The sequence below is a fragment of the Brumimicrobium oceani genome (genome assembly GCF_003143775.1).
Lineage (GTDB): Bacteria > Bacteroidota > Bacteroidia > Flavobacteriales_D > Crocinitomicaceae > Brumimicrobium > Brumimicrobium oceani.
The window spans coordinates 1-24113 of the sequence record NZ_QFRJ01000013.1; the positions used below are offsets into that span (position 1 = coordinate 1).

15 protein-coding genes are annotated in these 24113 nt (G+C 35.4%); 5 read left to right on the plus strand and 10 right to left on the minus strand.

The annotated features are described in order from the left end of the window. The first annotated feature begins 207 nt into the window (after positions 1-207). A complete protein-coding gene (locus DIT68_RS13475) occupies positions 208-1734 on the plus strand; it encodes a GH3 family domain-containing protein (protein WP_109360343.1) in 1527 nt (508 codons plus the stop codon). A gap of 527 nt (positions 1735-2261) precedes the next feature. Here the strand turns inward: DIT68_RS13475 and DIT68_RS13480 are convergent. The 5 genes from DIT68_RS13480 to DIT68_RS13500 form a co-directional block, all read right to left on the minus strand. Next, positions 2262-2837, minus strand: a complete 576-nt coding sequence (locus DIT68_RS13480; protein WP_109360344.1) for a hypothetical protein — start codon at positions 2835-2837, stop codon at positions 2262-2264. A 281-nt stretch (positions 2838-3118) separates the two neighbouring features. Next, positions 3119-3808, minus strand: a complete 690-nt coding sequence (locus tag DIT68_RS13485) for a T9SS type A sorting domain-containing protein (RefSeq protein ID WP_109360345.1) — start codon at positions 3806-3808, stop codon at positions 3119-3121. Between the two features lie 12 nt (positions 3809-3820). Then, on the minus strand, positions 3821-4591 hold the full coding sequence (locus tag DIT68_RS13490; RefSeq protein WP_146194223.1) for a hypothetical protein: 771 nt from the start codon (positions 4589-4591) through the stop codon (positions 3821-3823). A 98-nt stretch (positions 4592-4689) separates the two neighbouring features. Next, complete coding sequence (locus DIT68_RS13495; RefSeq protein WP_146194224.1) at positions 4690-5757, minus strand: hypothetical protein; 1068 nt, start codon at positions 5755-5757, stop codon at positions 4690-4692. 3 nt (positions 5758-5760) lie between these two features. After that, positions 5761-9390: a S8 family serine peptidase gene (locus tag DIT68_RS13500; protein WP_109360348.1), complete on the minus strand. Its 3630-nt coding sequence runs from the start codon at positions 9388-9390 to the stop codon at positions 5761-5763. Between the two features lie 387 nt (positions 9391-9777). On the opposite strand from DIT68_RS13500, the gene DIT68_RS13505 reads away from it, so the two are divergent. The 3 genes from DIT68_RS13505 (at position 9778) to DIT68_RS13515 (ending at position 16067) form a co-directional block, all read left to right on the plus strand. Further along, entirely contained in the window at positions 9778-10242 is a 465-nt protein-coding gene (locus tag DIT68_RS13505; protein WP_109360349.1) for a hypothetical protein, read from the plus strand. 236 nt (positions 10243-10478) lie between these two features. After that, positions 10479-14861 carry a CusA/CzcA family heavy metal efflux RND transporter gene (locus tag DIT68_RS13510; protein WP_109360350.1) on the plus strand — a complete coding sequence of 1461 codons (4383 nt, stop codon included), beginning with the start codon at positions 10479-10481 and terminating at the stop codon, positions 14859-14861. Between the two features lie 21 nt (positions 14862-14882). Further along, positions 14883-16067 (plus strand): efflux RND transporter periplasmic adaptor subunit, encoded by a 1185-nt coding sequence (locus DIT68_RS13515; RefSeq protein WP_109360351.1) that lies wholly within the window; start codon positions 14883-14885, stop codon positions 16065-16067. A gap of 187 nt (positions 16068-16254) precedes the next feature. On the opposite strand, the gene DIT68_RS13520 is transcribed toward DIT68_RS13515, so the two are convergent. Beyond that, on the minus strand, positions 16255-17055 hold the full coding sequence (locus DIT68_RS13520; protein WP_109360352.1) for a hypothetical protein: 801 nt from the start codon (positions 17053-17055) through the stop codon (positions 16255-16257). A gap of 146 nt (positions 17056-17201) precedes the next feature. Between DIT68_RS13520 and DIT68_RS13525 the strand changes: the two genes are divergently transcribed. Then, a complete protein-coding gene (locus DIT68_RS13525; RefSeq protein WP_109360353.1) occupies positions 17202-17576 on the plus strand; it encodes a hypothetical protein in 375 nt (124 codons plus the stop codon). Between the two features lie 305 nt (positions 17577-17881). Here DIT68_RS13525 and DIT68_RS13530 read toward each other — a convergent pair whose 3' ends face one another. The 4 genes from DIT68_RS13530 to DIT68_RS13545 are packed head-to-tail and all read right to left on the minus strand — an operon-like array spanning position 17882 to position 23938. Further along, complete coding sequence (locus DIT68_RS13530; protein ID WP_158276194.1) at positions 17882-20278, minus strand: TonB-dependent receptor family protein; 2397 nt, start codon at positions 20276-20278, stop codon at positions 17882-17884. Between the two features lie 29 nt (positions 20279-20307). Then, entirely contained in the window at positions 20308-21690 is a 1383-nt protein-coding gene (locus tag DIT68_RS13535) for an HTTM domain-containing protein (protein ID WP_394336383.1), read from the minus strand. Next, positions 21683-22765 (minus strand): imelysin family protein, encoded by a 1083-nt coding sequence (locus tag DIT68_RS13540; protein WP_109360355.1) that lies wholly within the window; start codon positions 22763-22765, stop codon positions 21683-21685. The genes DIT68_RS13535 and DIT68_RS13540 overlap by 8 nt, the downstream gene beginning before the upstream one ends. A gap of 18 nt (positions 22766-22783) precedes the next feature. After that, positions 22784-23938: a DUF4856 domain-containing protein gene (locus DIT68_RS13545; protein WP_109360356.1), complete on the minus strand. Its 1155-nt coding sequence runs from the start codon at positions 23936-23938 to the stop codon at positions 22784-22786. Between the last annotated feature and the right edge of the window lie 175 nt (positions 23939-24113).

Here is a 24113-nt window from a genome sequence, read left to right on the forward strand (position 1 = left end):
ATAAAAAAGCATGGTCATAGAGCTAAATCGGTTTTCAAATATGGATTAGAATATATATCAAGCTTCCTTTTGAACCCTGAAAAGAAAGGATTTAGCAAGGTTTTATTGAAAATTGTCATGTAGTGTAATACAATTCTATTATAAAATATGGAGTCCTCTCTAATTTTGATTTTTCACGTAAAAATTCTCATCTTAAAAATAATACCAATGCCAATTTTCGGAAATATAATTAAAGGACTTATTGAATTTAAAGATTTTGTTACAAGTGAAGTCGACCCAATTGAAGCGCAAGAAGCCGTGCTAAAAAATCTGCTTACACAGGCAAAAGACACTGAGTTTGGAAAACATTATTCGTTCCAAGAAATACTTAACGCTGAGAACATCGAAGAAGCTTTTTCTAAAACAATTCCTTATTTCGATTACAACAAAATGAAGAAAGAATGGTGGCACAGGTATGACAATGAAGAAGAAAATATAACATGGCCCGGGTTACCGAAATTCTTTGCTTTGAGCTCTGGAACCACAGGAAAAACAAGTAAACGTATTCCGGTTTCAGACGACATGATTGACGCTATAAAACAAGCGGGAATCAGACAAATTACGGCATTGAGCAATTTTGAATTGGAAGCTGATTTATTTGAGAAAGAAATAATGATGTTGGGGAGTTCAACCAATTTAAAGGAAAATAAGAATTATCTAGAAGGTGAAATTAGTGGAATAAGCACCAATAACATTCCATTTTGGTTTAAAGGATATTATAAACCGGGAGATGATATTGCGAAAATCGATGATTGGGAAGAAAGAATTCAAGCGATTGCAGAAAATGCAAAAAGTTGGGACATTGGCGCTTTGAGCGGTATTCCGACGTGGATGGAATTAATGATGAAGAAAGTTATCGAATACCACGGAGTTGATAATATTCATGAAATATGGCCAAATCTTCAGGTTTACACATCAGGTGGAGTAGCTTTTGGAACTTATGAAAAAAGTTTTAATGATTTATTGGGCCACCCAATTACAGTAATTGATACTTATTTTGCATCGGAAGGTTTTATAGCTTCTCAAACCCGACCAGAAACGGACGCCATGAAATTATTGGTAGACAATGGAATTTATTTTGAATTTGTTCCTTTTGAAGCGCAGTATATTAATCCCGATGGTTCCTTGGTAAAAGACGCTCCTTCTATTGGATTAAAAGATGTAAAACTCAATCAAGAATATGTTTTAATTATTAGCACCGTAAGTGGTGCATGGAGGTATGAAATTGGCGATACAATAGAGTTCACCGACGTTGAAAGAGCGGAAATTAAAATTACTGGAAGAACAAAATTCTTTTTAAATGTTGTAGGTTCTCAATTGTCTGTCAACAAAATGGATGATGCAATGCAAAATTTAGAAGCTGAATTTTCAACTAAAATCACAGAATATACTGTTTGTGCGAAACGTGCGGAAGACGGTGAATTTTATCACTATTGGTACATTGGAGTTGATGAAGAATTAGACGAAGACAAAGTGAGTCACTCCATCGATGAATTCTTGAAAAATGGAAATAAAAACTACAAAGTTGCTCGTGGAAAAGCATTGAAAGGCTTAAAAGTAAAATTAATTCCAACCCAAGTTTTTTATGATTGGTCGGGAGCTAACAAAAAGAAAGGCGGACAGGTGAAATTGGAGAAAGTAATGGGAGAAACGACTTTTAATGAATTTTCCAAATTCGTTAAAAATCGGTTCTAATGATTAATGCTTAATCATTAAGGATTAACGCTCTGGCTTCCAACCTCTTCTTCGAAGTTATTGTATATTTACGGCTTAGTTCTAGTTATGACCGCATTTTGTGATGATAATAGATGTAAACAGTATAAGTCTTAATGCTTTGCTAAATTAGGAAAAGATGATCCTTTATACTAAATAGAGCCCTCCGTCAACTGACGAGATCCCTCATTAAAATAATTTTCTAACAAGTTCAAAAATAATTTTAATAAGGGATGACAGTCAGTAGAAGTGGAAATGTGAAAAAGGTGGGACAAAAGGGCGATGCTCCGCATCGCCCTTTTGTCCCACCTTTCTCACCCCACACCCAGCTTAACAATGTCATCCTTTAATTAGAAAAATCTATGATTTTTGTGATTGAAGGATCCTTCAGTTGACGGAGAACTCTTTTGGAGATTGAATCACAATTTATTTCTAAGAAAGAACTTATCAAGATTAATATTGAAGCATTAATTTTGCTGTAATAATTAGAACTGAGCCAGAATTACGAATCACTTCGTAATTATTCCATCTCTTTCATTCACAATTTCCATAATCTCTTCAGGTGATAAATAAAATTTCTGAATTCTTAGTTTATAAGCGGCATCTATTCCAGCATTGTTCAAAATAAAATCTTTGGTTTTTAGGATATAGTCTTCCATTCCTTGTTGAACGGCGAAGGTATCTGCTGCTCGTTCGGCTTCGATAATTGATGTGGCTGAAAAAAGATACTTCAATCCAAACCAAACTAAATTCAATTTGCTTCTGTTTTGGTAATCCATAATATGTCCTAATTCATGACCTATCCACCCAATCATTACATCTTTGGGTACATTAATTGTAGCGAATTCCTTATCTGAAATTTTGAATTTCTCACTGATTAGAATGATGTATTCTCGGTTTTTTCTGCTTTTAAAAAAACTAGCAATTTTCGGTCTGGCTTGCATTGTTGATTTCTTGATGTTCTTTTTGAATTTGATTTCAAGATTAATATCTTTTAGCTCGGGATAATAACTTAGCGCAGTTTGAACTTCTTTAATTATTTTTTGTGGAATTATAATTTGGGCAAAGTTGGATGTGTTTGACATAAGGAAATAAAAAGTATTGTGATTCTGAAAATCATGTGAGTTCTAAAAGCAATCATCGGCATTATCGTGACTACTATTGCTTAAAGCTTAAAATAAACATTTATAATTTTCATAGCAACAATTTAGGGTGTCCTTTAGTATTTATTAACGGTTCCAAAAAAATAGAAAGAGATTTAGATTCGCTTTAAAACTTAAAATCCGCTCCAATAAAATAATTGAAGCGGATTAGTGTTGTTTAAATGTGTTTTCTAAAAATCAGATTGAGATTAGAAGGTCTAAGCTCATTGTTTAAGGAATTTCCGTGTAACCGACCTTTCTCCATTTAAAAATTTACAGAAATACAAACCATTCTTTAATTCTGAAATATCAACAAAACCTTTGAACTCTTCATTTGAATTGTTCGGGAAATTCTTGGTTTGGACTTTTTTTCCTGATACATCATAAATTTCGAGTTTTAAGGAGTTTGGACTTTCGTTTAGTGTGAAGTTGAGATGGGTTGTGACAGGATTTGGGAATAACCTAATGTCATTCTTTATGTGATTCTCCGGAATACTGAGCGAACCCATTATTAAAGTATCAGTTTGAACTTTGGAATGTATTGTATCATTAATACTGCTTCCAGGTCTTATAATATTTGTATTAACCAAAACTGCGGTTAAATTAGTATCGACATTTATAAAATTTATTGAAGTAGTATCATAAGCATTGCATCCTAATTGTGTCCATGCCCCTCTTGTATCATAATATAAATCTATTAATATGACATTATTACTTTCGGAAACTATTATTGTGTCTATTTCAGGACAGGAACTACCAGATCCAAATGCAAAGGCGATTTCAGAAAACAACTGGAAGTTATTACCTTGAATTTGATATGTATGATTTACACCTAGAAAGCCAAATTGTCCAATAGAACTGGTTGAAATAGTAAGGAGTAATGTTATGATTGTATATTTTATTTTACTTTTCATGATGTTTAATTTTCATTTCCCAATTTTTATATAAACTCCGAAATAGACTCCAGAGAAATCTAGAGTAATCGGATATTGGTCATTGACGTTCCATACTTGATTTGCCGCATCACGAACTTCCCCAGTTTTTAAAAATTGATAACCCACACGCAAGCCTAAGGATGTTATTATTGGAGTTGTTGTGAGGTCATATTCTGCTTTTAATCCAATTTGACTTTGGAAATCAGAACTTGTATAAGCGAAGTATTCACTTTGATTTACTGCGCCTTTGGCAGGTAGTAAATTGCTAATTATTTTTGAAAAACCGATCCCAGCACTTAGTTCAACTCCATAACGTAGGCGATTCAGAAAGTTATCTTTTTCCACGTTATTTACAATTTGATCGATGTACCAGCTATTAGTTATACCAATCGTCAAAGCTTCAGTTCTTAACTCATATCTTCCCTCACACTCTTCAATAGGTAAATTAAATTCATTCATTTTATAAGAAGAAGGAGTAGAATTCTTAATAGTATATTGATATCCAGCATAGACTCCAAAATCGAATAATTTTATGGATTGATACAGTAAATTAAATTCAAAACTATTTCCGGTTTTTATTTCGAAATCATCCATTTCCAGTTCATTTTCTAAAAACCCATTAGAAAAAGCAGTATTTAAATCAACCATTTTAAAATAATTTACTCCATATCCTAACTGAAAAGAAAGGCGATCTATTTTTTGCGATTGAACATGCATTATTAGGAAGTGGGAAATCAATAAAGTTATGTATTTTAGTTTCATATTTATTGCTTGTTTTAAAAAGGTTTAACATTTCAAAACAATATTAATTGAGTGACAATTTTTACCTTCTATTTAGTCGCTAATTGAACAGAATCTATTTAATCTAAGTCCAACTTTACCTCTTTTCTAGTATCCAAATCATACAACCACAAACTAGAGTTTTCAATTAAAAAACCACCAATACTTATCGTCGGATCAGGCCCTGGAATTAATGTTCTTTCGATTTTTTGAAGGATTAATTTATCGCCTAATGGTGAGCAAATTGCTTCTTTAATGATTTCTTTGTCACAAAACCTGATTATTCTTTTCACTTCTCCTGAAGGGAAATCAATCTCGAAAAAACCAGCTAATTCAAGGGAACCAACAAAACTCATATAAAATCTTCGTCCATCTACATGCCAATTCATTTTTCCATAAGGTGAACCGCTGTGATTGAATTGATGTAGCTTAAAATACAAGGAATCTAGGTTCAAATCAATTGTTGTATAATAAGTAAATCCATTATTCGCAATAAGTATGTTGTCGGGAGAAACCATAAAAACATCAAAAATTGCTACTTCACTATATATCTGCACTTTATCTTGATCACCAATGGTTTTTGTGTTAATGAAAGAAGTTCCATTCGCTTGACCTCCACCCCATAAAAGTGTATTGCTTCCGTTTATCCAAGTTAAACCATTGTCTAGATTGCCATAAGACAATTCAGAGAATTGGGTTAATTGACTTCCGTCATCTTTAACGATAAAAAACCCAGAAGGTACAGTTTTGAATGCAATCCAACCTTCTAAGTTCCAAGCAGGATGCCCAGTAATTTCAACATTGTCTAATAATTTAGTTTTTACACCTGTCTTGTAATTGAATTTCATCAAATGATGTCCTGTTATTATTTGACTTCCTGAATCCGCAGCAATTTGATAATAAACGAATTCATAAGGATTATTCGGATTAAATGCAGGATACATAAATTGATTACCTTCTTGGATTCTGAACTCATCACCAGTAGGTGATTGATCAAACGATTCATCACATCCTGAATCTTCCCATATCAGATTCTTAGTAAAACCAAAAGTTGAGCATATCAATTCTTCCTTCTTGCAGCTATTCAGTATCAGAAACATAATTATACCAAAAAACACAAATACAATATTAATTTTTCGTGTTTGCATATCTTATTGTTTAATGATTTTTTTAGTGATAAAACTTTCTCCCTTATTAAAAATAAACAAATACATTCCTTTGGGGAGTGTCGAAACATCAACTTTTAAACTTTTGTCTGATGAGTTTTCAATATTAAAATTTTGAATTTTTCTACCCATAATGTCATAGATACTGAAGTCATGTGCTTTGTTTGAAAACAAAACATTGATAACATCATTTGTCGGATTTGGAAAAACAGTTACTTCATCAGAAGTTAAATTATTTTCATCAACATTAAGATGATATGAGGTGTCTTTTGTGTAGACACTATAAGCAAACTTAAAGTCATCATTACTATCTGGTTCTGGACTAATAACTAGTGAAGTAACACCATTTGTTAAAACTTCCGTACTGTAATAATACCCCGTTAAAGTTGCATTAGACTCATCAATAGCATCTATTTTTACTCCACTCCAATGTGAGTTAAATAATGTATCTTCTAAACTATACAAATCAGAAGAAGCATTCCTTACCCAACCATCGATAAATATTTCATTCAGGGGTAAATTATGGTTAAATGTGTGAGTAACTTCATAAACTGTTGTCTGTAATATCTGGGAGCCACTTGGAATCCCATCTATTCCTTCAGGAAATTCAATATTTTGGTTGGAAACATATATAATTCCAGCGTCCTTATTGACCTTAAAATCGAAGTGGCGCACTCGATAGGGTAAGCTAGATTTTTCAAGGGATGTAAAAGCATTTAATGCTCCAAAACCGCTATACTTATTTGGTACAGATAAGTTTGAACCGAATGGTAGCATAGGATCTTCAGTAACAGGAAATGCATTCTCTTGTAAAATATACTCCACATCCTCTTGACTTAATTTATTAGGATATAAAGGATTGTAGTCTGGATTATGCAAGCTCAGCATTAGACCTGCAACACCACTAACATGAGGGGCACTAGCAGATGTTCCATTGAATGATCTATAACTATTAAACCCAGCAGTTAAATCACCAGTATTCAGCAAGGTATGAACTTGAGGCCCCATTCCTGGAGCTAATAGGTCAACATTTCTCCCAAAAGCTGAGAATGATGCTCTCCGCTTAATGGGATTACTGCCAAAAGTCATTGGTTCATAAGCTCCAACTTTAAGTATCCATTCATCATTGAAGCTTGCTGGAAAAAAGGATGTATCAGCTAGATGTTCATGAAACTGACCTAAATTACCACTTGAAGCAACCTGAATAACATTATTTTTAAAAGCAGTGTTGACAGCATTCCTAAGCGTGAAAAGTATTGTGTCAATTTCTGGATGAGCACCATCTATTCTCCAACTATAATTATGTATATTTAAGCCGAAACCAAAATTTGTTAAAGGGTTAAAAACGGCCCCTTCAACAATAGCTTCTGAAGCCGTGGTAATAGTAAATAGACTATCGTCTCCTAAAGTATTAGATGTGGTTGAAGTTCTTAATGAATACAATGAAACACCGGCAATTCCTTCTTCAAAATCACCTCCCGCAATTCCAGCAACACCTTTTCCATTATTTCTTATTGCACCAATAATTCCAGCAACAGCAGTACCATGACCGTTTTGGGCGGTAGTAGTGACTGGATCTGAGTTCATTTGTGAACTTGGGTGAACGCCTTTTCCATAATCCCATCCACCTTTTACCCTACTGCCGCTCCAAGAACCATCTCCTAAATCCTCATGTCTCCAATTAATACCTGAATCAAAAACACCAACCTTGATATCAGACTTTCCGGTTTCTAAAGCCCAACCTCCTTGCTCAAGCAAAAATGGACTTCCCGGGGGCGGATTCGTAGACACCAAGTTTATTCCTCTTAGGCTTCCAACTAGACCAGTTTGGTTGGTAGGATTATAATAAGGAGGATTGAAAATACTAAATAATGGATCATTTGGAATTATGCCTTCATAAACAGCAATTCTATTAGGTTCGCTGAAGTGAATTATATTTCTTATTAAGTTTAAACTATCTATTCCATCTAAAATATTAAAACTATTAGGAAATACCACAGACAATGTAGCCCAAAAATCATCCACTTTAATTGTATCACCTAAGCGAGTAACAGATAAAGAATCTGCCGTGGTCATTCGTCTAAAAATCTTAAAAGTATTCAAACGACTCACTTCCATATTAAGTTTCTCGTTCATCAAACCGATAACACTAGGCTTTACAAAATCACTCAATTTACCTGCAATAAAGCCCTTTCTATCAATAGCACCATAATTTACAGCGCTTCTATCAAAACGAATAATAACTTCATTGGCATTATGAGATGGCTCCCCATTAACCATCACTGGGTTAAATGATTTCTCCATTAAATTGTATTTCACAGTAATATTTCTTGAATTCCCACTTGGAACTTCTATTTTACCAATTACAATTATGTTTCCAGCTATATCATTTGCTATTCCTGTTGGTTTAGCTACTAATCCATTTTCACCACCAAATTTAGCTTGTGTAAAGATTTCTCCATTTGGTTTGTAGCCCAGTGTTACTATTCCTTCATCCACATTATTGATTGCAGATCCTGTCACAAAAACATCTTGATTACTGCGAATTAATACTTGGACAGCTTCATCATCAAGGTTTGCTTCTCCGTTAAACTCTCTTGACCATTGTAAACTTCCTGCAGAGTTGTATTTTAAAAGCGAATAATTTTTTCCTTCATTTGGGTTAGAAACAAATCCTGTAACATAAACATTACCTAAATCGTCAACTTTAACTCCCTTTCCTCTATCATCAGCTCCATACCCGTCGTATTGAGCTTCCCATAAAATATTTAATTGTGGGTCTAATTTATAAATACTGATATCATATCCTGTATTTTGATTAACTACTGCTCCTGTAACGTAAACGTTACCTGAGTTATCCACTGATAAATCATAAACTTCATTCAATCCATGTGTTGCATTTCCTTGACTTCTTTTTTCAGCTGTCAGATTTCCGTTTGAAGTGTTGTAGACCACTGTAGCCAATTCCCACTTATTAAAAGTCATTTGACTTCCTCCGGTTATATATAATTGGTTTCCGTGGAGTTCTATTTTAGCAGCGACATCATTTAAGCTAACATGATCGTACCTGCTCACCCATAAATGAGCACCATTCGATGAATTGATTCGAAGTGTAACATAGTCCATCTGGTTATTTGTTGAAAAACTACTCCCAGTAACAAAAAGACTTCCATTATTATCTCCAGTAATTGCTGTTCCGTAATCCTTTGGTGTTGGTGATCCGCCATTATCATAATAGCTAGCCCATTGAAATTGGCCGTCACTTTTATATTTCAGCACGACTAAATCATCATCATGATTCACATGTTCAACCGAAGTTCCTGTTATAAAAACATCATAATTCGCATCTACATAAATGTCGGCAGCCATATCATCCATATTCGCGGCACCATTAAAAGTTTGCTGCCAAAGCAAACCGCCGTCGGCATCAAATTTTTGAATAATTATATCATGATTGTTATTGGTGTTTATTGTAGAACCCGCCATGTAAACGTTTCCTATATCGTCGGTTGCACTAGCGTTTTTATAAAACAATGGCACTTCTCCTCCATCTTGATTCCAGTTTTCAGAAAAATAGATTTGAGTTTGACTAAAGCTTACAAAAGGCACTAGCATAATCCCGAAAATTAAAAGTAATAACCTTCTACAAAACAGGCTAGACCTGTGTGTGTGTGTGTGTGTGTGTGTGTGTGTGTGTGTGAGTTAGACCGCAAAAAACTGGAGTAAATTGTATTAACTTTTTCATAAGTAAGAGTTTTTAATTCCTTATAAAACTAAAACATTTATTTTGAACTACCTAATGAGGGTTAAAAATAAGTTAAGAAAACTCCTTATTTTTTACCTATTTTTTTGGTTTGTTTCATAATATCAAATGGGGTATTACAAGAAACACTTTCTATTAACAGATAAACTAGTTCACTTTATTTAAAACCAAAACAAATTAGACCACTTCTCAGCTGAAACTTACGAAGCATAACTTAAAATACTTACCTTTACATATTCATGAAAGCAATACGTTCACTCATATCTATTTTTCTAATTGTTGGCTATATAGTTGGACTCACCAATAATCTAATGCCGCGATGTGAAAGCGAATATGAACATCAACAACACATTGTTTCCATACATACCAATCACTTTCACGGTTCTGATAATTCTGATCCTGAAATTGCACACATTGGCCATGAAGAGCACGACGATGAAACTTCGTTCGTAAATATCTTGCAGCATATTTTTGATGATGTTGACAATCCGAAAGAAAAATGTGAGTTTGGATTTTTCGCCAATGTTCATCACCAAACAGTTGACGTAAAATCTTTGGCCATTATCACTGTTCTTAAATATCCTGAGTTTTTCGTTCCAACATTTGAAGATTCAAAAGAGTTAATTGAATATTCAACACCTGATTATACACCACCCGATCGACAGAGTCAGCAGCAGCGTGGCCCCCCAAATCTTCTTGTATAGTCTTTATCTGAAAACGTCAAATACTGCGTTATGCAAATTTTTAATTTCAGTCATTTATATTTATAAACTCCTGCAATTAAAAATTTAGCAAGCCTTGTCTTTAACGCTCTCATATGAAAGACTCATTGCTGTAACTTTAAATTCACAGCTTTGAAAAACATTGGACGAGATGAAGAAGTTCAATAAATAAGGAATTCCTTTTCAATTCCATTACATTTTATTTAATACAAAAAAAAATGATTTACAGAATTATATCATTTTCCATTCATAACAAGTTAATCATCGGGTTAATGACCTTGGCCATCATCGGCTTTGGGATTTTCTCAATGCGTACCATCAATTTAGGTTCAGTGCCTGACATTACCAACAATCAAGTTCAGGTAATGACGGTTTCTCCCAATTTATCTACAGAAGACATCGAGCAATTCGTGACTTATCCTGTGGAAGTTGAAATGGGAAATCTGCCTGGCGTTGAAGAAATCCGTTCGATTTCTCGATTCGGATTATCGGTGGTAACAATTGTTTTTAAGGAAGATGTGGGAACTTACCATGCCCGACAGTTGGTACAAGAAAAATTAATTGATGTTCGCCAAAATATTCCAGAGAAATTTGGAGCTCCTAGCATGGGACCCATCACCACTGGATTAGGAGAAATATACCAATACAGTATTGAAGTTGAGTCAGGATATGATTCACTTTACACTTTAACAGAATTGCGCTCGGTTCAAGATTGGATTGTCGCTCGTCAATTAACCCTTATCGAGGGCGTTGTTGGTGTAAACGCATTCGGTGGAAACGTCAAACAATACGAAGTCAGCATAGACCCAGACAAACTCAAGGCGATGGGCGTTACCATTGGAGATGTTTACAAAGCATTAGAAGAAAACAACACCAACACAGGGGGAGCCTACATTGAACGAAATAAAATGGCCAACTTTATTCGTGGAGAAGGTTTGATTCGCTCATTGGATGACATTCGCAAGATTCCTGTTAAAAAAGAAAATGGAATTCCTGTTACCATTGGAGACATTGCAGAAAACGTAGGATTTGGCAGTCAAGTACGTTATGGAACATTCACAAAAGACGGAAAAGAGGCCGTTGGAGGAATGGTTTTAATGTTGAAAGACGCCAATCCAAACAAGGTAATTAGCAGTGTGAAAGAGCGCATTGATAAAATTCAATCTTCGATGCCTGAAGGATTAACAATTGTACCTTTTCTGGACAGAAGTGAATTAATTGCCAGAACAACTGACACTGTCGCTACCAATTTAATAGAAGGAGCTTTAATCGTAATTTTCGCCTTGGTTATTTTACTCGGTAGTTTTAGAGGAGGATTAATTACAGCCACCACAATTCCCTTGGCTTTATTGTTTGCTTTTATTTTGATGAAACAATTTGGAGTTTGGGCCAACTTAATGAGTCTAGGCGCTATTGACTTCGGAATTATCATCGATGGAGCGGTTATTATTATTGAAGGAACCGTTTTCGAAATTCAAAGACGAATGCGGAAGGGAACACTCAATTTTTCTAGAAAAGAAATGGACGATGTTGCTATCCAAGCGAGTAACACCATGATGGAATCGGCCTTTTTTGGTCAAATCATTATTTTGATTGTCTTTATGCCCATTTTATTCTTGCAAGGAGTTGAAGGAAAAATGTTTCAACCGATGGCTTACACTTTCGGATTTGCCATGATTGGTGCAATTATTTTGTGTTTAACCTACGTTCCTATGATGTCTGCACTATTTATGCGACCAGTTCAAAACAAGAACAGTTGGTACGCAAAGTTTGAAGACAAGTTAGAGCGATTCAGTAATGGAATTATTGGCGGAATCAACAAGGTTTATCATCCAGTTTTGGAAGCCGCAATGAAATTCAGACTGGCTGTTATTGCCATTGCACTAGTCATTTTAGGAATGACTTTTTTCACTTTTTCGAGAATGGGAGGCGAATTTATTCCTCAATTAAAAGAAGGTGATTTAGCTATTCAAGCATTGATTCGACCAGGGAGTAGCTTGGAAGAAATGATTGCCACTTCTACCAAAATTGAAAACACATTATTAGAAAACTTTCCCGAAGTGAAGTCGGCAGGTTCTCGAATTGGAGTGGCTGATATTCCCACCGACCCAATGCCAATGGACATTGCAGACATGTTTGTGATTTTAGAGAAAGACCACAGTAAATGGACTTCAGCAAAAACAGAAGAAGAATTGATTCACAAAATGGAAGACAAATTAGCCGAAGTTTTGGTCGGTGTAAACATTGTTTTTAGCCAACCCATTGAATTGCGATTCAACGAATTACTAACAGGAGTTCGCGAAGATGTAGCCATTAAAATTTATGGTGATGATTTAGAGGTTTTAAACAAAAAAGCCGCTGAACTTGCAGAATTAGTGCAAACAGTTGAAGGCGTTGGAGATGTAAATGCTGAGCGAACATCTGGATTGCCTCAAATCAATATCAAATTTGATAGAGATAAAGTCGCACAATATGGAGTTTCTATCGAACAATTGAATACTTATTTAAGTACAGCCTTGGCTGGTGGAGTTGCAGGAACAATTTACGAAGGTGAAAGACGCTTCGATTTGGTGGTGCGTTACGATAAAAACTACCGTTCCTCGATTGATGACATTCGTAAGCTTTTTGTTGATTTACCTAATGGTTCGCAAGTAATGTTGAAAGAATTTGCAAGCATAGAATACGAACCTGGACCAATGCAAATTTCGCGAGACGACACTTATCGTCAGACCTATGTTGGAGTGAATACCAGAGGTCGAGATGTAAAATCTGTGGTCACCGATATTCAAAAGAAAGTAGCCAAAGAATTGAATTTACCAGCGGGTTACAACATTTCTTATGGCGGAGAATTTGAGAATTTAGAAAGTGCAAGCAATCGCTTATTGGTGGTTGTTCCTATTGCGCTTGTTTTGATTTTTATATTGCTCTATTTCGCATTAAAATCATTCGCACAATCCATCATGATTTACATCGCTATTCCTTTGGCAGCAATTGGCGGAGTTTATGCTTTATGGCTTCGTGATATGCCCTTCAGTATTTCTGCTGGAGTTGGATTTATCGTTCTTTTTGGAGTTGCGGTGCTGAATGGTTTAGTCCTTATTAATCGTTTTAATTCTTTAAAAATGGAAGGAATAACAGATATAAAAGAACGGATTTTCACAGGAACCAGAGAGCGTATTCGACCAATTATGTTGACCGCTGTGACGGATATTTTCGGCTTCTTGCCTATGGCATTTTCCGCTTCGGCAGGTGCAGAAGTGCAGCGCCCGTTAGCCACAGTTGTAATTGGCGGAATGATTAGCGCAACTTTACTCACCTTGGTTGTTTTGCCCGTTTTATACATGTATTTAGAAAAAAGAAAGATGAAAAAGAAGGGAAACCCATCACTTGCCATGGGAATTGGAATGCTGTTTATTCTTGTTACGCCTATGTTTAATGCACAAACTTCACTTGAAGAAAACTGGCATTTCATAACAATAGAAGATGCACAGAAACAAGCCTTGAAACGATTGCCAATGCTCAAAGCAAAAAAAATGGAAGTTGAACAACAGCAAGTGTTGAAAAAAACGGCTTGGAACTTCGGAAACACTTCTGTTTATACGGGGAAAGATGAAGTAGGAAATGGCGCTAACGGAATTTATACCAGAATTGGAATTCAACAAGAAGGCATCGATTTATTTGGAATTGCTCCAGCTTTAAAACTTCAAAACCAAGAAGTCATTTTAGCTGAGAAAGCTTTAGAATTGTCGGAGCTTTCTATTCGTCGAGAAGTAAAAAAAGCTTGGGCAGATGTTTATGTGAGTCAGTCTATTCACAAGGTTTATGAAACGCTAGACACCATTTTTACAAGAATCAGTTCCACAGAAAAAATGCGTTATGAACTCGGAGACATTTCCAATTTGTCGTATTTGTCAACTGCAAATGAAGCCAATGAATTAAGAATAAAAAAGGATCAAAAGCGACACGAATATTTAAAAGCCATTCAGAAATTGAACCTTTGGTTGGTAAGTGATACGATTTACACTGTTTTGGAAAGCGATACAGAGAGCTTTATTGAACTCATTGAATTGAATGCAGATTCTGTTTCTAATCACCCTTTGTTGACTTATTATCAGCAGCAAATCAATATAGCAGATGCGAAAATCAAAAAGCAAAACGCTCAGTATTTCCCGACAATTAGCGGTGGTGTTGGGGAACAAAAAATTGGAGCACAAACTGGGTTTTACAAGTATGAAATTGGGATCAGTATTCCATTGATTTTTAATCGGGAATTAGGACGATCTCAAGCCGCTAAAATCGACAGGAAAATTGCAGAGCAAAATTTTCAGCAGCAAGAAATAGAAATTCAGGTGGAACTCAATTCCACTTTCGAAGACTATCAGAAATGGAGAAATACGTGGATGTATTATCAGGAAGAAGCCCTTCCACTAGCGCAATTACAAAGAGAAAGTGCGATCACTTTATTTGAAGAAGGCGCAATTGATTACACGCAATTCCTTCAAACGGTAAGAACTGCCATTCGCATTGAAGTGGATGCTTGGGATGCTTTAGACAATTATTTAAAACAGCGTTATTTACTTGAATATTATCTTCAAGATTAAAAATATAAAAATTAAGAAATCATGAATTCATATATAAAATATACCATAAGCTTATTGCTTCTATTGGGTCTCTTTTCTTGCACTACAAATGAAAATGTAAGCACAGAGGAAGAACACGAAGAGGAACACCGTCATGCGCATGACGAAGTACATCTTTCTCCGCAAAAATTCAAAAGTTTGAAAATTGAATTAGACACCATGCAGCGCCATACTTTCGAAGGAATTGTTTACACGAATGGAAGTTTGGAAGTTCCACCACAACACGAAGCGACAATTACTGCTGTTTTAGGTGGAAATGTCGTATCCATCGAAGTAATTGAAGGAGAAAACGTCAAAAAAGGTCAAGTTTTGGCTTATTTGAGTCATCCCAATTTCATAAATATTCAAACGGCTTACTTGAAAGCTTTTCATAATGATGCATATTTATCGAAGCAACTTGATCGACAAACCAAACTTTCTGAAGCGGAAATTGGCGCAGGAAAAGACATGCAAAAATCGAAATCAGAATATTTATCCAACAAAGGAGATATGAACGGATATGCAGCGCAATTGAAGCAATTAAATTTGAATTTAAAATACATTCAAGAAGGAAATTTGTATGAGAGAATCCCTGTGAAAAGTCCGATTGATGGTTCCATTGAAGCAGTAGACATTCAAATTGGTCAGTTCGTTGAACAACAAACAGCAATGTTTAAGATTGTAAACACAGAACATCTTCATGCGGATTTTATGGTATTTGAAAAAGACATTATCCATGTAAAGAAAGGTCAAAAGATAGAATTTACAGTCGCCACATCTACTCAACCTTTGATAGCAGAAATTATATCTGTCGGAAAGCGATTTGAAGAAGCACCGCGAGCAGTTCACATTCATGCAGAAATCGAGGAAAAGAATTTTCACTTAGTGGCAGGAATGTACATAAAGGGCAAGATTTTCACACAAGAAAATGAATTAATGGCCTTACCAGAGTCTGCTGTAATTACCGAAGATGGAAAGTCTTATATTTTCATCAATACTCAAACTAAAGAGCAGCAAGAAAAAGAGTTTGAATTTCAAATGGTTGAAGTTAAAACTGGAAAACAAGAAGGCGATTGGGTTTCTATTGATTTATTAACGCCATTACCAGAAAATGCGAAGATTGTTCAGAATGGAGCGTATTATTTAATTGCTGAGATGTTGAAAGGGGAGACAGAGCATAGTCATTAATACTAGCATGGTACGAGATAGAATCTCGCACCAGCTAGGAGGGCGTTTTGCAATCTCGCACCAGCTAGGGATAAAAAAAATTGGTTGGGATATTCGTAGTACGGACGATTTGCAAATCGTCCTACGAATTCCCAACCAACATTTTTGTGATTTAAATGATAGGATTTACAAATATTTCACATGAAGATTAAGGTTTAACCTCAATGGATTTCGTTCTAACCGTTTCATTGATTAACCAATAATCTTTTGTTCCAATTACTTTTTGGTCGTAATTTAATCCTACAACTTGCGCGTAACCTGAACCTTCTCCTAAATTACTGAGCTCTGCCGCGGTAAAAGTATGAGAAGTTGTGTTTCCTCCAAGAATTACTAATTGATTTCCGTTTGAACCATAAACTGCATACAAAATTGAATCTGCATTTGCTACCGAACCACTAGTTAAGGTATAGTCACCAGAAGTAGAAATATCACCCGATGTAATTGGGTTTACACTTGAAAACCCTTGATTAGTGGAAGTAGAAAAAGCTTCCCAAGTTGCTCCTGTTCCTTCCCAACTTACAGATGAACCATATGTTAAGCCCATAGGATTTGTCTGACTCGGCATATAAACATAAGAGTTGTTGTCTTGCTTTGAAAGGACTTCACCCTCTACTTTTACAGTTCCAGCGCCAACGAATGAATTTCCAGAATTTTCACTAAAAACGGCTACAGCGGTTCCTAATTCGGTATCGATTGGACCAATTGGACTTTCTGAGGTACTTATGGTTTTAATGGCGATTAGTGCACCAAATTCTCCTGCAAAACTAGGAGAGTAAGATGTAGGAGCTGATGCTGCCGGTGTAGCATACTCACAGCTTCCATCGTCTTTTTCAGCATCGTCATTATAATTTACAGCCACCGGGTCCGTACAACCCTCCTTTTTACAGGAAGTGAAACCTAGTCCTAATACCAATATTAAACTTGCAATAATTATTTTTGAATGTTTCATAATATTTAGTTTTGTACAAATTTAAGCTTGAGCCCCAATCACAGCAATACGTCATTTGTCGTATTTGCAATAATCTTCTGACGGCCTCGTTTGAACCCATTTATTTTCCTTAAATTAGATGCAGTGATTTGTAAAACCGTCTACTTATGTCAGAAACCAAAGCAAAAAGAACTTGTCTAGAGTGTGAAGCGCCATTATCAGGAAGGCGTGATCAAAAGTTTTGTGGAGATTATTGCCGAAACACTTTCAACAACAGATTGAACGAAGACAGCAGTAATTACATGCGCAGAATCAATAATATTCTCAGAAAAAACAGGAGGATTTTAGCGAAATTAAATCCAGATGGTAAGAAAACGGTTGATGGCATCACAATGGCTGAAGAAGGTTTTAATTTTCATTATTACACAAATATCTACACAACAAAAAAAGGAAGTCAGTATATTTTCTGCTACGACCAAGGTTATTTGAAATTGGATGACAACCAATATATGCTGGTAATTAAACAGGATTACGTGAGGTAATGATTAATCCGTCTGTTGTCGGACAAGTAGTTTAACGTGGTTTGGTGGTTGGTTTGCTCGGGGGTGGCTTGAAGGTTGGTTTGAAGCTTGCGCTGTAATGGAACGCGAATGACGCGGATCTTCGAACGCTGATTTTCGCAGATTTTAAAAAACAGTATTTTTATTTCTCTTTGGGACATTGCTTTATCTGTACGAAATTAAGTCAAACAAAATTAAGTTTATGCAAGGCTATTTTAGTCATTCGTTATGCGATGTCATTCGTAAACACTCTAACAAACTTTGCGTAATTCTTTCTCTACACAACCCTACTTTGCAAACTTAAACTGCAGCGTAACATATCCATTTATCCCATCAGAAGGTAAAATTCCAGGTCCAGGATAACCGGTTGCTCTTCTTGTAAAGTAACTCGCATTCGTAAAGTTATTCACCCCAAATTCCACTTGGAAATATTTTTTGAATTTATAATTTCCGCTGAAATCAAAAACCATGTAAGCCGGAACCTCTCCAATTACAGCGTCTCCTGTTGGTTCAACTGCGTTTGACGCGTCAGAGAATTGCGGTGAATTAAAACTTCCTTGCACTTTTAATGTCCAGTTTTTAAACGAAGAACTAATTCCAGATTTCACCATAAAAGTACTCACGTATTCCACTTTATTTCCAACATAATTAGCTTCTTTCGAAGTGATATAATTGGCGTTGATGTAAGAAGCGTTAACGAAAGTTTTTAGCGCCCAATTTCTTTCTTTTTCACCTAATTTCAACCAATCAATTTCAGCAAAAGATTCTATTCCGTAATTTTGAGCATCACCAATATTTGTTCTCTCTTTCTTCACGGTTTTTGGTTTTGGAGCTAGTCCAATTTTATCGCCATAGAAAATATAGAAGGCTGATAAATCATAAATCAGAACATCTTTTAACAAACCTCTAAACCCAAGCTCTGAGGTAAATCCGTATTCATCTTTGATATTTGGATCGACAACTACATTTGGGTTGGTTACACGAATATCTGTAAAATTAATGGCGCGGTAATTCTGTGTTAGGTTGCTATACAAACTCGAATTCTTTCCTACTTTATAAGAAACTCCTGTTCCAAATAAAGGAACTGTTCGGGAAATAGAATTAGAATCACTTGCTCTTGTAATCGACAAAGTGTCGAAATTTAAAGGATGAACAACATATTGCTTGTAAAATCCTTCAGAACTTGTCGAAATATTTTCAATTCGAACTCCTAAATTCACTCGCCATTTCTTTCCAATAAAGAACATGTTCTCTGCAAACAAAGCTTGATTTACAGAAGGGTAAATAAATGAAGAACCTTCGACATCATCGGGGTTAATAAACATAAAATTTGCATCATCTCCATCTGCTGCAGTTCCTTGCTTGGTTTGTGTTTCACCTTGATAAACCCTTGCCCCTACTAGTAAAGCACCCTTCACTTTTGGAGTAATTTTATCATCTTCTGAATACCAACTGTACTTTTTCATGAAACGCGCTTCTACTCCGCCGTTCATGAAATCGGAATAAATCATTTCTCGATTTCCACCCAAATCAGTTTGTGTTATTTTCCCCAAAAAACCAATTGTTCTTCGGTTAGAAATCATCCCAAAGGCGCGAATATCAAAGGTCGTAGATTGATTAATTTCATAGGTTGATTTTAAAGCCAATAAATTCCAATCTACAGCAAACCAATTTCTATCTCTAATACTTTGTTTTGGATCTTCCTCAAATCCTAAATCTGTTAGTCCTCCAGCTTGCTTAGTTACGTAATTCATATGCGTAAACTCTGCACTTACTGTCCAGTTTTCATTTAAATAATACCCAAATTGTGCAAAAGCCTGATGTTGAAAAAACTCACTATTTTCTCTATAACCATCCCCTTTTTTGTATTGATGATAGGCTTGATAAAACATTCTATTGTGTGTTCCAGAAATACGGTTAAACGTACTAAAATATCCATAACCTCCTAAGGTATTTCTTGAAGTCAGCTGGAATGGTGTATGCTTAACTGGATCTAAAACTTCAAAATTTAGCAGTCCTCCAAACTGAGTTCCAAACTGCAAAGCGGCTGAACCACGGATAATTTCAATGCTTTTTAATGCCTCAATTGGCGGTGTGTAGTAACTTTCAGGATATCCCAAAGCATCCGCGCTAATGTCATATCCATTTTGGCGTGTATTGAAATTAGCAGTACGTTTTGGACTTAATCCTCTTCCACCAATTCCAATTTGAATTCCTGCTCCGTCATTTTCCCAAATGTTTAAACCCGGTACTTTAGCATACATTTCTCGCGCATTTCCTGTTGATTTTGCGCCGCTTAAATTTTCTAGTTCAATGATTGAGTTGGTTCCTGTATTTAAGCGCACGCCTTTGATTGGCGGCATAAAACCAACATTAAAATCGGCCATTCGTTTTTTCACGATAATTACTTCTCCAATAGCTTGAGTTTCATAACACATTTTCAATCGGCTTTCTCCTTTTGTTGCAATATCGACTCCTGCAAGAACGCGTAAAGTATCAAACTGATTAAACGTAAATTGAATTGTGTCGCCATGTTTTGCACGAATAACAAATTCACCGTTTAATGAAGAGCGCGCCAAATCTTTTGAAATCAAGTTCTGAACTTTTATTCCAGGCAGGGCTTCATTAAACTGATCCACAACAATTCCATTGTACTTTTCTTGACCGAAAACTATGGATGCCATTAAAAAAGATATGATAAAAAATACTGCTCTCATTTTTCAAAAGGTTCTATCCAATCACGGTGTTTTAAATTATACGACAAAGCTGTTAAATCGTGTTTTTTATCAATAAACAACTGCGATTTTCTTCCATTTAGCGAAACATAAACTTCAGCATGCACCGCTGGATTTCGCAAAGTTATCGATTGCTCTTTATTGGAAAAAGTTTTTCCATCAAATTCTTCTTGTAGCATCTTAGCAAATTGCAAAATCATGTCGGGCTGCGTCATCATTTGATCTTCTTGCCTTACAGTCAAATAATCAGTATTGTTCACTTCAATTGTTCGTCCCGTTTCTCTATCAGTAACGTAAAAAGTGGCGTGACCTTCTTTGTGCATTAACATTACACGCCAGGAGAATCTAAATCCTTCTTCATTCCAAAATAAATCGCCTGGATAAGCCACAAAACGTAAAGGAACAAGAATTTGTATAGCGATATATAAAATGATTCCATATTTCACAAAAGGCTTTGGAGTAGGAATGTTTTTTATTGTTTCAGGAATATTTTCTGTCCATTTAAACAATCTTTTAAGCCCATTTAAAAGCTGTTGATGGAATTTTACTCCAAAGAAAATTGTGGTTGAGAAAATCATTACCCAAGGGAAAACGCCAATTGGGAAAAGCAACCAAGTCACGATATGAAAGAAGATAACGGCTAAATAGGCAAATGGTCTTGTTCTTTTACTCATTAGGAAAAACACGATGAACAAATCGTAAATACAGCCCATCCAACTAAAGAAGTAAGCTGTAACTTCCGCCTTTAAAATCCCTCCAACATAAGGAAGATTGTGATGGGCCTGCAACCAGGTCCTTAAAGGTTGAGCTTCAAAAAGCCAATCTGAATTGATTTTTGCTATTCCTGCAAAAATGTAAACAACAGCCAATTGAAATTTTAAAATATTAATGTGCCAAGCTGCGGTTTCTTTTCTTCTGATGTGAGGAAAAAGCTTTGCATCTATTGAAAAATCACGGTGTGCAGGAACCAACATCATCAAGAAACTCATTAAACTTAGGAAGTAATAATGATTTAAATAATTGGATTTATCGAGCAGTTCAACATAAGTAAAGCACGCAAAAAACACAAAAGTACTGATGCGGTAGAAAAAACCCAACATGATAAACAAAGCTGCAATAGCCATGAGTATAAATGGAATATACATCAAGTTTCCTTGTAAGGGTTTTACCCATTCGAAACCAAGAAACCCAAAGAAAAATTTTGGTTCGATGTATTGTGTTTCCACCCAACCCTTCATAATAAAACGCAAACTGCTAAAAAGCAGCATAGCTCCAAAAATTATGCGAAACATAATTAATGGAGCTATAGCTGTTTGCTTAAAAAAATCAGCTCTAAAGCCTTGTTTTAGAGATTTAATCACCGTCGTTATCTTGATAAGTGATCAATACTCCAAAGGCTGCTGTCATATCTGTTTTTATATTGACAACTTGTTGTTGTAGGTGCAAATACAATTCATCCAATTGATTTTCCATTGAAGGATCATTAATTGCTTCTTCTAAAGTCATAGAAAAACCTTCTGCTTTAGATAAAATAATATCAAATTTATTATTGATTGTATTGTCAAGACTTGTTTTTTCAAGATTCACCAAATAATCGCTAAACCCAAGTCCAGATTTACCATTAATTAAACCTTTTCCATTGTAAGTCGCTTTCAATGCCTTGATGCTTTCAATTAATAAATCAAATGAAATTCCGCTGTAACGTGCCTCTACATACTCTGGATTTGACAAACCAAGATTAGCTTTTCCGATTGGAATTCCGATTTTAGCTGTTTTAGCCAGTTCGTAATCTCTATTGAATTCGTTCACAAATTCAGAGAAAGCTGATGTTGAAGAAGTTCCAGTTGATTCATTGAAAGTTGATTTATAAGACGACCAAGCATTCACAACAGACTGTGTTTCGTTGTACAATTTCTGAATCACTTTCTCTGCATATTCAACATAAGCAGCGTTATTTTGAAGTTCAGCCAATGCATTTGAATTGTAGAATAAATAATCCAAGGCATTTAATCCAATCGCATCTAAATTTGAAATTGCGGCTAAATTATATGATCCAGAATTGATATTAGATTCAATTTTTGCTGGATCGACAGGATATGTTCCTGTAGAGCTTTTAAATCCGATATCTCGAATAGGACCAAAATCAAAAATCTTTAAAGTTTGCCACGTTAAGTAACTCGCCTTCCAATTCATTTTTACTTCGTCAAGATTTGCTTGTGTTGGGGCATTTTTAAAATTGACAAAGCTTGATTTCAAATCACTAATTTCAGCATCGAATTGCGTTAAAGAAGGAAGAATGATATTTGCAGAAACATTGGTTAACATTTCAGCTTTGTTGAATTCATTTTCCTCGCTGTCCTTATCTTTCTTGTCTTTGCAAGAAAAAAGAAGTCCGACGCTGAGCATTAAAACAAAACCTACCGATCTTTTCAACATAATTCTTTAGTTTTTTAATTAAAATTTACCGTCAATACTCGCTGCAATTGCATTGATGTCTGCTACAGTAATATCCCACATATTGCTTGGGAACATATTCATTAAAGTTGCGTGCTCGCCTTGCGACATTCTTCTTGTTTCAAGTGGAGCATAACGTAAGTTCCAAGCAAATGCGTACGCTTCAGAAAGTGCGTGGAATGCTTTTGCATTGTCAGAACCTAATTGTGCTTTTGCAGAGTTTAAGTAATAAACCGCTTGTTTTGCAGAGATTGTTTCCCACATCAAACGAATTTCTTTAATTGCTGCATCACGTGTTGCCATATCATCATTTGAAATTGCTGCACGACCTTTCAAGAAATTGTTCATCATGATTGCGTTAGAACCTAAATCTGCATCTTGCTTATCACAATACTTACCCCAAAAACTACTAGGGATGCTAGATGGGAAGTCAATTTCAACACCAAAATATCCGAATGCTTCATCAAAGTGGTGCTCCATAGTTGTGTAATATTTTCCAGCTGCTGCATCCACTGCATCGCTATTATCCACATTCATTTTACCCTCTGCAAAGTATCCGTTCACTGCTTGATTCATAAAAATCGCACCCATTAAACCTTTTTCAATTAATTGAACTGGCTCATAACCGTTAGCATCAAATAAATATTTACTCGTTCCTGAAGTTAAAACTCCTGCTTGACCATCAGCTGCAGTAGAAGCAAAGTCGTTACTTGCAACAACTAAATCAGCCATCCAGTCTTTAAACATTTGAACATCGTTTGTAAATGTTTTATTTTCTAATTGTTTTGAAGAAGAAAAAGAAAAGTTTCCAGCTCCATTATCTCCAGTATTTGCATACATATCCAACAAATCCTGCTCTGAAACCATCCCTTCTGTTCCTGATTTCATTACAACGACCATCTCTTCTAATTGAGATAAACGATCAATTTGACCACCATAGCTTACCGTTGAATTTCCGTTGGCATCTGTAAAAACATAAGTTGTAGGAACAGTGTATGCATCTTCTCCTGCGCTTGAGTAAACACAAGAACCATCATCTTTTTTTGCCTCAGTGCTGTAGTTCATAGCGTTTTCGTCAGTACATCCTTCTTTTTTACAAGCGACTAACATTGTTGCTGCTGCTGCTGCTGTGAAAACAAATATTTTTCTAATCATCTTTTATTGTTTAATCATTTTTCGGCAAAAATAAAGAGGGTTTAAAGAATAGGCAATACCACAAATACGGTATTTAGAATCGTTTTAAATAAACCAAGCCCTTTCAAAACAATCACAAAACACTAAAAAACTGATACATAAGAATAAATTAAAGTATGTTTTTTAATATCCGATT

Bases quoted from the DNA above. Each gene is read 5' to 3' on its own strand.
- DIT68_RS13475 (WP_109360343.1), top strand. From the start codon at position 208: ATGCCAATTTTCGGAAATATAATTAAAGGACTTATTGAATTTAAAGAT.
- DIT68_RS13480 (WP_109360344.1), bottom strand. From the start codon at position 2,837: ATGTCAAACACATCCAACTTTGCCCAAATTATAATTCCACAAAAAATA.
- DIT68_RS13485 (WP_109360345.1), bottom strand. From the start codon at position 3,808: ATGAAAAGTAAAATAAAATATACAATCATAACATTACTCCTTACTATT.
- DIT68_RS13490 (WP_146194223.1), bottom strand. From the start codon at position 4,591: ATGAAACTAAAATACATAACTTTATTGATTTCCCACTTCCTAATAATG.
- DIT68_RS13495 (WP_146194224.1), bottom strand. From the start codon at position 5,757: ATGCAAACACGAAAAATTAATATTGTATTTGTGTTTTTTGGTATAATT.
- DIT68_RS13500 (WP_109360348.1), bottom strand. From the start codon at position 9,390: ATGCTAGTGCCTTTTGTAAGCTTTAGTCAAACTCAAATCTATTTTTCT.
- DIT68_RS13505 (WP_109360349.1), top strand. From the start codon at position 9,778: ATGAAAGCAATACGTTCACTCATATCTATTTTTCTAATTGTTGGCTAT.
- DIT68_RS13510 (WP_109360350.1), top strand. From the start codon at position 10,479: ATGATTTACAGAATTATATCATTTTCCATTCATAACAAGTTAATCATC.
- DIT68_RS13515 (WP_109360351.1), top strand. From the start codon at position 14,883: ATGAATTCATATATAAAATATACCATAAGCTTATTGCTTCTATTGGGT.
- DIT68_RS13520 (WP_109360352.1), bottom strand. From the start codon at position 17,055: ATGAAACATTCAAAAATAATTATTGCAAGTTTAATATTGGTATTAGGA.
- DIT68_RS13525 (WP_109360353.1), top strand. From the start codon at position 17,202: ATGTCAGAAACCAAAGCAAAAAGAACTTGTCTAGAGTGTGAAGCGCCA.
- DIT68_RS13530 (WP_158276194.1), bottom strand. From the start codon at position 20,278: ATGGCATCCATAGTTTTCGGTCAAGAAAAGTACAATGGAATTGTTGTG.
- DIT68_RS13540 (WP_109360355.1), bottom strand. From the start codon at position 22,765: ATGTTGAAAAGATCGGTAGGTTTTGTTTTAATGCTCAGCGTCGGACTT.
- DIT68_RS13545 (WP_109360356.1), bottom strand. From the start codon at position 23,938: ATGATTAGAAAAATATTTGTTTTCACAGCAGCAGCAGCAGCAACAATG.